Genomic DNA, 13556 nt, shown 5'->3' with positions numbered 1-13556 from the left:
TGAGCATTCATTGTGTTTCCCAACGTCAAGTGCAAACCTTAATCTCAAATGAAATAAGAATCTAAATATTATAAATCTCATGAACATCTTATCTAAATATCCCGCAGAAGTATTGATTCTATTTTTTCTAATTGTTACGTTCATTCAATCAGGAATCGATAAGCTTATAGACTGGAAAGGCAATGTCTCTTTTATTACCAGTCATTTTAAAAACTCTCCTTTAAAAAACAGTGTTCCTGCATTGCTTGGAATTATTTTAGTGGTTGAACTCGCTGCAGGCATCTTAATGATTATTGGGGTGTTTCAGCTGTATACTTCCGAAGCGAAAGAAATTGCTTTGCTTGGAACGGAGCTGTCTGCCATCGCCTTAATTTTTTTACTGATCGGTCAACGACTTGCAAAAGACTATGCAGGAGCCATGTCTTTAGCTATCTATTTTATTATCACAGTACTCGGTACATTTCTTTTGAATAGTTAAAAACTATCTCTTAAAAAAATTTATAAGTTTTTACTATTCAAAAAGCGCTTAAAATAGCTATTTTAAGCGCTTTTTGAATTTATTTAATACTACTGTGTTCTCTTTAGGAATTAATTGAATTAAAGATATTAAAAACAATTCTATTGATTCTTAATTACATAAATTAAAGAAGAATACTCAGATGTTCTTCTTGCTGTCCTATTTGAGACATATCCTCTGTAGAAGGCTGCGATCGGATTTGATTTACCGTTCTTATATTTTTCACTGAGTAGTGAAACGTAATAACTATCAAACTTCATCGGTACCGTTTTATCCACAATCATATCCACTTCAGAGAACAACTTGTGAATGGCTTTTTGACTAAAATGCCAAAGATGTCGCGGTACATCATACGCTGCCCAATGTTCTTTATAAAATTGGGCATCATTACTTTTATAATTGGGAACTGCCACCACGATCCGTCCATCGGGTTTAAGTAAACCCTTGAGTCTTTTTATGGTCTCCTCTAAATTCTCTACATGCTCTAAAACATGCCAAAGTGAAATTACATCAAACTCTTGATTTTTAATTTCTGATACGTTCGCTTTTAAATAGATTCCTTTTTTCGCTGCGGCACCTCTCGCCGCAGCACTTGGCTCTACTCCTAAAGTATCCCACGCATCCCTCTTGCAAACACTTAGAAAATCTCCCGTCCCAGCGCCAACATCTAATATCGATTTTGTTGTTGTTTTAAAAGAATTTAACAACGATAATTTTTGCTGTAATGCGTAGTTTTTAACGATTTGATACACCTTATCAAAAAAGGTTTTTCTACTATCTGTATGCGATATATAAGAAGCGCTTTTGTAATATTCTCCCAAATTAGCAGGAACAGGAGTTGTTACCAACATCTCGTATACTGCATGCTTCTGGAGTTTAAAATATTCTCCAGAAACAGTGTAATCTTTACAATTTAAGAATGGAATGGAATCTATATTACGTCCTTTGCTCATCTCCGTATTCTTTTAATTTTAGAATTGTTCCACGAGGAACATTCTTAAAACATCTTTTGTTACCTACCCATATAAACCAACAATACAGAAATATCACTTGGTGAAACACCACTTATTCGGCTTGCTTGAGAGATCGAAGTTGGCTTCACTTTGTTTAATTTTTCTGTAGCTTCAAAAGAAAGTGATTTTACTTTTTCATATATAAAACTAGATGGAATTACAACATTTTCTAACCTGTTTAATTTGTCTGCATTGTTCTTCTCTTTATCAATATATCCTGAATATTTCAAGTGAATTTGCGCCTGTTCAATAGCATCCGCTTGAATTACATGTTCATGTAAAAAATCTTTTAACTTGGTAAGGTGCATAAAATCTGACAGTGATAATTGAGGCCTTGCCGCTACTTTGAAAAGTTTCATAGACTGATTTACCAGCGCCAATCCTTTTGCCGATAGTATCGGATTTACCTCTTCTTGTTTAACACTTGTTTCATTTAAGAACTGTATTAATAAAGCTGTTTTTTTCTGCTTTTCTAACATGCGATCCATTCTTTCTTGTGAAGCCAATCCCAACTTATAACCCAAAGGAGTTAGTCTTAAATCTGCATTGTCTTGTCTTAATAAAGTTCTATACTCTGCACGCGATGTAAACATACGATAAGGCTCTTCCGTTCCCTTTGTGATTAAATCATCAATCAACACACCAATATATGCTTCATTTCGCTTTAAGATAAACGGCGCTTTGCCTTGCGTTTTCAATGCTGCATTTACACCAGCCATTAACCCCTGAGCAGCGGCCTCTTCATAGCCAGTCGTCCCATTAATTTGACCTGCAAAAAATAAATTTTCTATTAATTTTGTTTCTAAGGAATGTTTTAACTGCGTAGGTTGAAAAAAGTCATACTCAATTGCATAGCCATATCGTAAAAATTTTACGTTCTCAAAACCTTCAATTGCACGAATTGCTTTGTCTTGAATATCCTCTGGCAGTGAAGTAGAAAATCCATTCACATACATCTCTACGGTAGTCCAACCCTCTGGCTCTACAAAAATTTGATGCCTGTCTTTTGTTGCAAAACGATCAATCTTATCCTCTACAGAAGGACAATATCTTGGACCCGTAGATTTAATTCTACCATTAAACATTGGAGACCGATCAAATCCTTCACGTAACAATTCATGCACTTTAGGATTCGTATAGGTCAAATAACAAGACCGTTGTTCCGTCAATGCTTTTGTAGATGGTAAATGAGAAAACTTTTCAGTTATTTCGTCACCTGGCTGCTCAATCATTTTTGAAAAATCTAAAGATCTGCTGTCCACTCTGGGTGGTGTACCGGTCTTCATTCTTCCCGATTCAAAACCTTTTTTCACCAAAGCCTCAGTGATTCCGGTTGAAGCCCCTTCACCTGCTCTTCCTCCTCCAAAACTCTTTTCTCCAATATGAATTAAACCATTTAAAAAAGTTCCTGCCGTAATAATAACTGTCTTCGCTTTTATTTCTAAACCTAAAGCTGTCTTTACCCCAATAATCTTGTTTCCGTCAAACAGCAATTCATTCACCGAATCTTGATAAAAATCTAATTTTTCTGTTTGCTCTAACATCGTTCTCCAACACTCTGAAAACTGCATTCTATCCGATTGGACTCTTGGACTCCACATTGCGGGACCCTTTGATTTATTTAGCATTTTAAATTGAATCGCTGTCTTATCAGTAACGATTCCACTATACCCACCCAAGGCATCAATCTCTCGCACAATTTGTCCTTTCGCAATACCTCCCATTGCCGGATTACAACTCATCTGCGCAATATTCTGCAAGTTGGTCGTAATTAAAAGTGTGTGCGCACCCATGTTTGCGCTTGCTGCAGCTGCCTCACTACCCGCGTGACCACCACCCACTACTATAACATCAAATAATGTTGAAAATAAACTCATACACTTGTTCCACGTGAAACCACGTATTTAATTAATTGATTATCAATTGTTTAAAACTAATAAGGCCGTATTTTCTTGCCTTGTCATCTCTTCTTGCTCCTCCATTGTTTTGTCTTTAAACCCAACACAATGTAAAACTCCATGAATCATCACCCTTTGCAACTCTTCCTGAAAAGAGACCTTATAGTCGGTTGCATTCTCGGCAACCCGCTCTGTAGATATAAATATATCTCCACTGATTAATTTACCTATTGAATTGTCGAAACTAATAATGTCTGTAAACGTATCGTGTTGTAAAAATTCTACATTCAACTTCAACAAATAAGCATCATCGCAAAAAATATAATTCAACTCCCCTTCTTCACAATTGTGACTTCTGATAACTGAATGAATCCAAACTCCTATGTCTTTTTCACCCTCTAAGGAAAAAGCCGTTTCATAATTAAAGGTTATCATTCTATCTGCTTCTTGGAGTCCGAAAAATATTCACGGACCTTTAGTTTATAATTTTGTTGCAAAGGTAATGATTGTCTATTTAAAATTTCTATTTGATTGAAAAACCGTTTTTTAAAATCTAATGCTTTTAATTCATTTCTCTGAGCCGCTCGCATGTTGCTATTCGATTGTCGTTTCTTATCCTTTCCTTGTTCTAAAATGGCGCTGTCCAGTTTTAGTAATTCGTAGTTTAATTGTTGCATCTTCTGTATTGTCGCTTCGTTAAACCCAAACAACAAGATATCTTTTTCTAACTGTTCCATCGTTTTTAACGCTCTCTTCGCCTGTTTAATCCCGCTATCTTTTTCACTATCTGCTCCCATTATCGCCTCCTGCAATTGCTCCCTTAATCGAGACTGTTCTTTATAAATTTCAAAAAGTACTCCATCTAGATCCTCCTTATCACCCATTCCTTCGGTTCCGGTAGTCCCTACCTTTTTCTGAGATTTACTTTTAGCATCCGCATCAACCTTCCCCGAAATTCCGGAACTCCCTCCACCTTTTTCTTGCGCATCAGCACCTTTTTTTTCCCCTTTCTTTATTCCTTCTTTCATTTTATCAGAAAGGTCTGCTTGCTTCCTTATGATGTCAGGCAAACTAAATCCTCCAGGCTTTGGGCTCCCTTTCCCCATTTTCATAGCGGCATTTTTCAGATTATTCAATAAATTACTAAGATAATCAACCATACTATTCGCACCTGTTAAAACATACCGTTGATTCGACATGCCATAATCAAAGCGATTCTCTGAGAAATTTTCTAAAGCTTGATTTAAATTATAGTGTACTGTAGTGATGTCTTCTTGAATTTTTGATGAAATTTTAGGCAATCGCAAGGCAAGCACATACAAACTATCGTCGATATGCTCAAAATACGTTTTTATACTATTCTGATCGTTTAAGTCTTTACCAAAATTAGGATGTGCGGTGGAAATAAAACTAAATCTACTCAAAAGTGCTTCTTGCTTAAATGAAAAAGTAATCAAATTCTCTAAAATCATGCGTATATCCTCTATATTTTCCTCTGCTGATTCCGCCTCCATCGCCATCATTGCCCTCTGCATCTTTGTACTCATCTCTTCCATTTTCTGAGCAATCTTCTTTTGTTGTTTTTGAATAAGCTCTTTGTCTTCTTTATTTAAATTATGCTCCAACTTCTCGAGTTCTTCACTGATCAACAGCTCCTCTTCTTCTACATTTGGCAATTCCAACGGATCTTTTAATAGTTTATTATCCTTAACCAACTCTTCTAATTCGTTTTTTATAAGCTCGAAATCATCCTGAATTTCTTTCTGCTCTTTTAAAATCGCAGCACTCTCCGTTTCTAAAAGTCTTTGTTCTTTCGCTAACATCTTTATTTTATTTGCAATTTGCATTGTCTTTTGCTCCACATAAAAACGCTTCACTAGCTCTAAAACTCTTTCTAAACTTCTTTCCTGCTGCTTGTTCTGCTGTGCTAACTCTTTTACTTTTTGCACCAAACCCTCTTTATTTAATTTACTTGCCAACGCTGCGATCTCTGCCAATAACTTTTTTTGTTTATCCGTCTTTCTTATCTCCTCTATTCTCTCTTGTAAAACTTGCTTATTATTTTGTAACAATGTACTCTTCTCCTCCGCGTTCCCTAAAGATTCTTGTAACCGATCCCGTTGCTGATCCAAGTTTCTTTTTGTCTGCTCTTGACGCTTTATATACGCTTCAACTTTATTTTTGTCAAACCAGTCCACCTTATTTTTACGTTGTAATTCTTGTTGAATGATAGTAAGATCTTCCTGTCGTCTTTGCTGATTTTCAATCGTGTTTTGTAAAGCGTTAATTGTTCTTCGTTGTTCCTTCAAACGTTCCGAATCAATCTCTTCTTCTGTTTTTTGTCGGTACCTAAAAACATTACTTTTCGCTTTCTTGCTTCCATGCACAGCGTCATTATCATACACCTCAAAATACAACGCATAATTTACCCCTTTGTCCAAAGCCACTTTTTTAGGAAACTGATAAAATATCGTTTGAATATTAGATTTAGAAATTGATATGCCAAAAATATCCTTGACCAAAGGAGCATCTTCTTTGTAATAGGTTACCTGTAATTTTTTCAAACCGTAATCATCTGACACTTGCAAACCAAAATTTCCAAACCCATCATTCAACACATTCTCATCTGCTTGAACCGTAATTTTTGGGTACTCATCCTTTACAATTGCAATAGAAAATTCCAGACTCTCATAATCCTTAAAATCTGCGTTAGAAGCAGAAATTTCATACTTCAAAGGACTCTTCATTTTCTTTGTAAACTCAAAATATCCCGCTTGATTTTTTTTGAAAAAATTTCTCTTGGCCTCTTCAACAAAAACGACCTGTTCCGTTTGACGAGCAGCCACCTTCCATGTAATATTTGTGCCCTCGGGAACAGCTATATTTCCGGTACCTTTTAATATCACCGACTTTCTATTCAAATAATCTGGATAGTTTGTAATCAAAGAAACATTACTAATTGCTGGCGCCCGAACTATATCAATCTGATATGTTGATGATTGAATACCATTGGCTCCCACAAAAAAACGAGTCCTTTTCTGAATTTCTTGAAACCGATATGAAAACATGCCGTTACCATGCTTTTGTAAATAATAACTTTCACCGTCAAAAGTAACTTTTACCTCTGTAGGACGTTCTTTACCAACTACCTTAAAAAACACATTTAATGAACCCCCTTGAACTACCAATAGTTTTTTTGTTTCTAAAGAAAAGAAAAAAGGTGCAGGGGGAATAAAGGAGCTCTCATAATGCACCACTCTATTCAGACTGTCTGAAAAAATCTGATTATTTCCTGACAGGAAAACCAAAAACCAAATTAACAATGGAATCACTGCAAATTTTAGATACTTTAGATTGCTCCGAAAATTTATGCCTCTACCAAAAGAAATAGGCTGTAATTCCATTGACTTTTGATCAATACTTGCCCACAAAAGATCTGAAGAATATCCACTTTTCTCCAACTGTAATACATTGAGTAATTTATCTTTTACTTCTGGAAAATGAGTACCTATAATTTTCGCCGCACTTTCTAAAGAGATCCCCTTTCGCAACCCTGTCAACTTTAAAATAGGTACGGCAACAAATCGCATTAATAAAACGAGTTCTACCACTACAAATAAACCTGCTATTACCGCCCTTATCCCTGGCTTTAACCATAAAAAATACTCCAAAAATAATGTCAACAAAAAATATAAAAACCCAAATGAAAAAAACAAAATACCCCCTTTTATCAATTCACTTTGATAAAACTTTTTTATAAACCTCTGTAGCTTTTCGGTAATTGTTTTAAATTCATTCATAATTTGATATTAAAAATACTGTTTTTACCAGAATACACAAAGAACTTTTGAAAAGTATGTATTTCGGCCCAGTACAGAAACCTTTTTAAAACAAACCCTAATCTTTAATTAAGAAAAAAAGCCACATACAGCATTGCAGTAAATAAAACCGCCTTCTTAAATAAGGAAAACAAACGTCTAAAATTGATTGTAAAAAAGAGCACTGTTGTAAGCTAAAAAAAAGACGAATGCTATTACAGCCTTAATCTATAAACCCTTTTTTCGCTTTCTTTTTTTCGTTCTCTTTTAAGAAGAGCTATCTTTGATCTTTCAAAAAAGAAAAAAATGGAATCTAATGTTCGTGTTCGTTTTGCACCGAGTCCTACAGGACCACTTCATATTGGTGGTGTAAGAACGGCTTTATACAATTATTTATTTGCTAAGAAGCACAAGGGTACTTTTATCTTAAGAATTGAAGACACTGACCAAACACGGTATGTTAAAAATGCAGAACAATATATTGTAGATGCATTAGAATGGTGCAACATTCCTTTTGACGAAGGTCCTGGAAAAAACGAAAAATTCGGTCCTTACAGACAATCTGAACGCAAAGAATTATACAAAGAATATGCAGACATTCTAATTAACACTGGATGGGCTTACTACGCCTTTGACACTCCAGAAGAACTAGATGCACATAGAAAAGATGATGAAAACGTTGGTAAGACCTTTGTCTACAATTGGCACAACAGAGCAAAAGGAAGTTTGGTAAATTCTTTGGTATTAACTACATCCGAAGTAACGGAAAAAATAAAGGATGGAAATAATTATGTAATTCGCTTTAAAACACCCCAAGACGAAATCTTACGAATGGAAGACGAAATTCGTGGAAATATTACTATTGATACCAACACCTTAGATGATAAAATTTTATTTAAAGGAGACGGTATGCCTACCTACCATTTGGCAAATATCGTTGATGACCATTTAATGGAAATCAGCCACGTTATACGCGGTGAAGAATGGCTTCCTTCCATGCCCTTACACATTCTGTTGTACAAAGCTTTTAGCTGGAATGCTCCAAAATTCGCACACTTACCCCTGCTCTTAAAGCCCGTAGGAAAAGGAAAATTAAGTAAAAGAGATGGTGATAAACTAGGTTTTCCTGTATTTCCTTTGGCATATGTTGATGAAACGTCAGGAACAATCTCTAGCGGTTATAAAGAGGATGGTTATTTTTCAGATGCTTTTATCAATATGTTGGTTTTCTTAGGATGGAATCCAGGAACAGAGAAAGAGCTTTTTACCTTGGCAGAATTGGTACAAGAATTTGAATTAAAACGCGTTAGCAAATCAGGTGCGAAGTTCAACCCAGACAAAGCGAATTGGTTTAACCAGCAATACATGCAAACAACTGATAATAAAGTTCTAACAGACTTGTATATTCCTATTCTAGAAGAAAAAGGAGTACATGCTGAAAAGAAATTTGTTTTAAAAGTTGTTGAATCCATAAAAGAAAGAGCTGTTTTTGTAAAAGACTTTTGGCCTTTATCTGACTTCTTTTTTGAAGCTCCAACGGTATTCGATCCGAAGGCTTCTGCAAAAAACTGGAAACCTGAAACAGCATTGTTAATGACGGAAGTAATAAATATTTTACTAAAAATTGAGACGTTTTCAACAGAAAATACAGAAAAAGCCGTTAAAGAATGGATCGCAGAAAAAGAAATTAGCTTCGGTAAAGTAATGCAACCCTTACGCATAAGTTTAGTTGGCAAATTAGCAGGACCACATCTATTTGACATTATAAATTTAATTGGTAAAGAAGAAAGCATTCAACGTATCAGATATGCTATTGAAAAGCTATAATTTTCAATATTTCTAAAAAGGCCAGCCTCTCTAAAATTTAGAGAGGCTTTTTATTCTCATATACTTCCAATAAATTTTCCATTTTTAAAAACGATAAAACCCATTTTTTGTGATAATGTTCTGAACACAACTTCACACATCTCATTTTGTAATTTCGTATCTTTACGTATATAAATAATTTAAAATTAAAGCTATGCCAACAATTCCTATTATTATTATAATCCTATTAGGAGGTATTTTGTTTGCCTCATTTTTTACTGTAAAACAACAAACTGCAGCCATTTTAGAACGTTTTGGAAAATTTAAGATTGTTCGACCTTCAGGTCTACATTTAAAAATACCTATTATCGATAAAGTTGCAGGACGTTTGAGTTTAAAGATTCAACAACTGGACGTAATCATTGAAACAAAAACACTTGATGACGTTTTCGTAAAATTGAAAGTCTCTGTTCAATATAAAGTGCTCGCAGATAAAGTGTATGACGCTTTTTATAAACTAGATTATCCACATGATCAAATAACATCTTATGTCTTTGATGTTGTGCGGGCAGAAGTTCCTAAAATGAAATTAGATGATGTCTTTGTAAAGAAAGATGACATTGCACTTGCGGTAAAAGCAGAACTAAATGACGCTATGATGGACTACGGTTTTGATATTATTAGAACCTTAGTTACCGATATTGATCCTGATCCCCAAGTAAAAATAGCCATGAACAGAATCAACGCTTCAGAGAGAGAAAAAGTTGCAGCACAATACGAAGGAGATGCGCAACGTATTTTAATAGTAGAGCGCGCAAAAGCAGAAGCAGAAAGCAAGCGATTACAAGGCCAGGGTATTGCAGATCAAAGACGTGAAATTGCACGCGGTTTAGAAGAGTCTGTAGAGGTTTTAAATAAAGTTGGTATCAATTCACAAGAAGCATCCGCTTTAATTGTTGTTACACAACATTACGATACTTTACAATCTATAGGCCAACAAACAAATAGTAATTTAATATTACTTCCAAATTCGCCACAAGCAGGAAGTACAATGTTAAATGACATGGTTGCTAGCTTTACTGCAAGTAATCAAATTGGTGAAGCAATGAAAAATAATAAAACCAAAAACTTAGACGCTTAAGACAAATCAAAATAATTCTACATAACAAAAAAACTCAACCCGCTTAAGCAGGTTGAGTTTTTTATTATATACCTTACTTTAAGGCTACTTCTTTTCTTCTATTTTATCTTCTGGCTCTTCTTCCTTTGCCGCATTTTTAAACTCCTTAATTCCGCTTCCTAGACCTTTCATTAATTCTGGTATTTTCTTTCCTCCAAAAAAAAGTAAAACAACCACCACGATTATCGCGATTTGCATCCCACCAATCATTCCAAAATATATAAATAAACTATTCATATTTTATTAATTTTATTAATTACAAAGATACAAAAAAGGTTGCAATGCAGCTCTTTTGTAAGTAGACTATTCATTCTTTTGCTCTATGATACCGCCAATGACTTTTTTATCTTTTACAACTGTTGGGCTTCCCTTATAAAAAATGGTACCACCAAAACTAACGCTTGCATTTAAAGTTTCTACCGCAGAAATTTCTGCTTTTGCACCCGTCCCTGCTTTTACATGAGAATTTCCCAAAGATTCTAAATTAAAACCATGATAAATACCGTATAAATCAACATCTACTTCTTGACTTTTTGTGGTTCCGGAAGCTTTAATAATACCACCAGAAGTAGCTCTAATAACGAGATAGGTTGTCTTTACGGTTAAATTGATAAAACCTCTTTCTTGCGCATTTAATTCTACCTTATCCTGAAAAAAGTCCTTTCCTGTCAAAGTTGCTCCTTGATTTACATCAATTAAATTAATATTGCTATTGTAATACAGCTTTATTAAAACCATGCCATCTGCAAAATTATTTGCAGGCTTTAAAGAAAAAGGCAAGGATAGTTTCAATGTTTTATTTACATTCTTAATCTTTACTATTTCAGACTTTTCACCAGTAATTTCAATTTTTTGCTCCGTAGATTTGATTAATTCTACTACAATTCCGTTGTATACTTTTAAAGTTGTAAAATCTCCTATATTTTGAACTACAGTCGACTGTGCAAAAAATAGTGTGCTAAAAAATAATGCACAAACAAAACTTATCTTTTTCATATTTAACAATTTAATTTCAATGCCTAAACTAATAAATAATACTATTAAACTTCTTTCTTATTCAATTTATTATACTCAAAATTACTCCTCCTCTATTAGATTAAAATCTAAATGTTTCCGCTCTAGATCTGCTTTCTTCACTTGAATTTTTACATCATCCCCCAATTGATACATTCTTTTAGTTGATTTTCCAACAATCGCATATTGCTTTTCATCAAACATATAAAAATCACTTTTTATATCTTTAATACGAACCATACCCTCGCATTTATTAGTAGCAATTTCTACATAGATTCCCCATTCTGTCACTCCTGTTATTACACCCTCAAAGACTTCATCTTTATGATCTTGCATGTATTTTACCTGCATGTATTTAATAGATGATCTTTCTGCTTTAGATGCCAACTCTTCTCTTTTAGAAGAATGTTTACATTTTTCTTCGTAAGACAGCGCTTTCGGTGTATCTCCGCCCTCTAAATAATGCTGCAATAAACGGTGTGTCATAATGTCTGGATACCGTCTAATTGGCGATGTAAAATGACTGTAATAATCAAAAGACAAACCGTAATGTCCAATATTTTGAGTCGTATAAACAGCTTTCGACATCGTTCTTATTGTCAACGTTTCAATCATGTTAGATTCTGGCTTTCCGTGCACATCACTCAATAATTGATTTAAAGAATCTGATGTTGCTTCTTTGGTATCTGTATTTATTTTATAACCAAACTTACTGACCATGTTTTGTAAAGAAGCTAATTTCTCTACGTCAGGTTCATCGTGAACTCTGTATATAAACGTTTTATTAGTAGCTTTTCCTTTAGAAAATCCAATAAACTCTGCTACTTTCCTGTTTGCTAAAAGCATAAATTCTTCAATCAACTTGTTGGCATCTTTAGATTCTTTGAAGAAAACGCCCACGGGATTCGCTTCCTTATCAAGATCAAACTTTACCTCTACACGATCAAAAGAAATTGCTCCATCTTTCATTCTTTTTTTACGGAGAATCTTCGAAAGTTCGTTTAATTTTAAAGTTGCTGCTACAATTTCTGGAGTCACTTGATATTCTTTGTCTATAATAGAAGTATCTGCTGGCATTGTATATGGAGAAATACTGTCTGATAATTTACAATTTTCTATAATTGACTGTGCTTCTTCATACGCAAAACGTTGATCTGAATACGTAACAGTTCTTCCAAACCATTGACTAATAATTTGAGCTTTCTGATTGATTTCAAATACAGCAGAAAAAGTTAATTTTTCTTCATTGGGTCTTAAACTACAAACGCCATTACTCAACATTTCTGGTAACATTGGAACCACTCGATCTACTAAATAAACCGACGTAGCTCTCTTGTACGCCTCATCATCTAAAATTGTTTTAGGCTCTAAATAATGTGAAACATCTGCAATGTGAATTCCTATTTCGAAATTGCCATTCTCTAATTTTTTGAATGATAGTGCATCATCAAAATCTTTAGCATCTTTAGGATCTATCGTAAATGTTAAATCCTTACGCATATCTCTACGTTTAGAAATCTCTTCTTTGGTAATTTCTATGGATAAGTTTTCTGCTTCTTTTTCTACCTCAGATTCAAACTCATATGGCAAATCGTATTCTAATAAAATAGAATGCATCTCTGTATTGTGCTCACCGGGCTTTCCAAGAACAGTGATAATCTTACCAAAAGGATTTTTAGAATTTTGCGGCCAGTCAATGATTTTAGCTTGCACTTTATCTCCATGCTCGGCACCCTGCATATTATTTTCAGATATAAATATATCTGCATACATCTTGTTGTTATCAGGAATTACAAAACCAAAATTTTTGTTTTTTTGCAAAACTCCAACAAATTCAGTTTTTGCGCGCTCTAAAACTTCCACAACATCTGCTTCCATCTTTTTACCGCTTCTGTTTTTGTATACATATGCTTTTACTGTATCCTGATGCAATCCTTTTCCAAGACTGTTGTTCGGAATGAATATATCATCATCGTAATCCTCAGTAATAAAGTAGCCATTCCCATTAGAAGTGATATCTAATGTACCTATAGAATATTTTCTATCTGCATTAATTTGAAACTTGCCCCGCTCTATCTCCTTGATTTTTTTAGTACCGGTTAACTCTACTAATTTCTGGATAATTTGGTTTTTACCATCTGTATCTGAAATTTTTAATTTAGCAGCCATTTGCTTATGATTATAAGACTTGCTACTATCTTCATTTAAAATTCTAAATATATTTTTTGTCAAGTCTTTTACAACGTTGCCTTTCTTTTTATATATCTTACTCTTCTTTTTTGTCATTTTTTTACTCTTATTTATGCATCG

10 protein-coding genes are annotated in these 13556 nt (G+C 34.2%); 3 read left to right on the top strand and 7 right to left on the bottom strand.

From position 1 onward, the window contains the following. The first annotated feature begins 79 nt into the window (after positions 1 to 79). The gene (locus PI23P_RS03830) at positions 80 to 478 is read left to right on the top strand and encodes a DoxX family membrane protein (RefSeq protein ID WP_004569423.1); all 399 of its coding nucleotides are present in this window, start codon (positions 80 to 82) and stop codon (positions 476 to 478) included. A 140-nt stretch (positions 479 to 618) separates the two neighbouring features. Here PI23P_RS03830 and PI23P_RS03825 read toward each other — a convergent pair whose 3' ends face one another. The 4 genes from PI23P_RS03825 to PI23P_RS03810 are packed head-to-tail and all read right to left on the bottom strand — an operon-like array spanning position 619 to position 7228. Beyond that, positions 619 to 1470, bottom strand: a complete 852-nt coding sequence (locus PI23P_RS03825; RefSeq protein WP_004569422.1) for a class I SAM-dependent methyltransferase — start codon at positions 1468 to 1470, stop codon at positions 619 to 621. A gap of 59 nt (positions 1471 to 1529) precedes the next feature. Further along, on the bottom strand, positions 1530 to 3407 hold the full coding sequence (mnmG, locus tag PI23P_RS03820; RefSeq protein ID WP_004569421.1) for a tRNA uridine-5-carboxymethylaminomethyl(34) synthesis enzyme MnmG: 1878 nt from the start codon (positions 3405 to 3407) through the stop codon (positions 1530 to 1532). Positions 3408 to 3449: 42 nt separating this feature from the next. Further along, a complete protein-coding gene (gene ybeY / locus PI23P_RS03815) occupies positions 3450 to 3863 on the bottom strand; it encodes an rRNA maturation RNase YbeY (protein ID WP_004569420.1) in 414 nt (137 codons plus the stop codon). Then, complete coding sequence (locus PI23P_RS03810) at positions 3860 to 7228, bottom strand: DUF4175 family protein (RefSeq protein WP_004569419.1); 3369 nt, start codon at positions 7226 to 7228, stop codon at positions 3860 to 3862. The genes ybeY and PI23P_RS03810 overlap by 4 nt, the downstream gene beginning before the upstream one ends. A gap of 324 nt (positions 7229 to 7552) precedes the next feature. Between PI23P_RS03810 and gltX the strand changes: the two genes are divergently transcribed. Then, entirely contained in the window at positions 7553 to 9073 is a 1521-nt protein-coding gene (gene gltX / locus PI23P_RS03805; protein ID WP_004569418.1) for a glutamate--tRNA ligase, read from the top strand. Between the two features lie 193 nt (positions 9074 to 9266). Further along, positions 9267 to 10193, top strand: coding sequence for an SPFH domain-containing protein (locus PI23P_RS03800; protein WP_004569417.1), 927 nt, complete (start codon positions 9267 to 9269; stop codon positions 10191 to 10193). Between the two features lie 84 nt (positions 10194 to 10277). Here PI23P_RS03800 and PI23P_RS03795 read toward each other — a convergent pair whose 3' ends face one another. From PI23P_RS03795 to rnr, 3 genes are all read right to left on the bottom strand, one after another. Next, complete coding sequence (locus PI23P_RS03795; protein WP_004569416.1) at positions 10278 to 10469, bottom strand: Sec-independent protein translocase subunit TatA/TatB; 192 nt, start codon at positions 10467 to 10469, stop codon at positions 10278 to 10280. 66 nt (positions 10470 to 10535) lie between these two features. Further along, on the bottom strand, positions 10536 to 11228 hold the full coding sequence (locus PI23P_RS03790) for a head GIN domain-containing protein (protein WP_004569415.1): 693 nt from the start codon (positions 11226 to 11228) through the stop codon (positions 10536 to 10538). An 81-nt stretch (positions 11229 to 11309) separates the two neighbouring features. After that, positions 11310 to 13532, bottom strand: coding sequence for a ribonuclease R (gene rnr / locus PI23P_RS03785; RefSeq protein ID WP_004569414.1), 2223 nt, complete (start codon positions 13530 to 13532; stop codon positions 11310 to 11312). Between the last annotated feature and the right edge of the window lie 24 nt (positions 13533 to 13556).

The organism is Polaribacter irgensii 23-P (assembly GCF_000153225.1).
GTDB classification, from domain to species: Bacteria; Bacteroidota; Bacteroidia; order Flavobacteriales; family Flavobacteriaceae; genus Polaribacter; species Polaribacter irgensii.
This window is presented reverse-complemented; position numbering and strand designations above follow the sequence as displayed.

Coding starts and splice junctions, on each gene's coding strand:
- gltX (WP_004569418.1), top strand. CDS start 7,553: ATGGAATCTAATGTTCGTGTTCGTTTTGCACCGAGTCCTACAGGACCA.
- ybeY (WP_004569420.1), bottom strand. CDS start 3,863: ATGATAACCTTTAATTATGAAACGGCTTTTTCCTTAGAGGGTGAAAAA.
- PI23P_RS03825 (WP_004569422.1), bottom strand. CDS start 1,470: ATGAGCAAAGGACGTAATATAGATTCCATTCCATTCTTAAATTGTAAA.
- mnmG (WP_004569421.1), bottom strand. CDS start 3,407: ATGAGTTTATTTTCAACATTATTTGATGTTATAGTAGTGGGTGGTGGT.
- rnr (WP_004569414.1), bottom strand. CDS start 13,532: ATGACAAAAAAGAAGAGTAAGATATATAAAAAGAAAGGCAACGTTGTA.
- PI23P_RS03830 (WP_004569423.1), top strand. CDS start 80: ATGAACATCTTATCTAAATATCCCGCAGAAGTATTGATTCTATTTTTT.
- PI23P_RS03800 (WP_004569417.1), top strand. CDS start 9,267: ATGCCAACAATTCCTATTATTATTATAATCCTATTAGGAGGTATTTTG.
- PI23P_RS03790 (WP_004569415.1), bottom strand. CDS start 11,228: ATGAAAAAGATAAGTTTTGTTTGTGCATTATTTTTTAGCACACTATTT.
- PI23P_RS03795 (WP_004569416.1), bottom strand. CDS start 10,469: ATGAATAGTTTATTTATATATTTTGGAATGATTGGTGGGATGCAAATC.
- PI23P_RS03810 (WP_004569419.1), bottom strand. CDS start 7,228: ATGAATGAATTTAAAACAATTACCGAAAAGCTACAGAGGTTTATAAAA.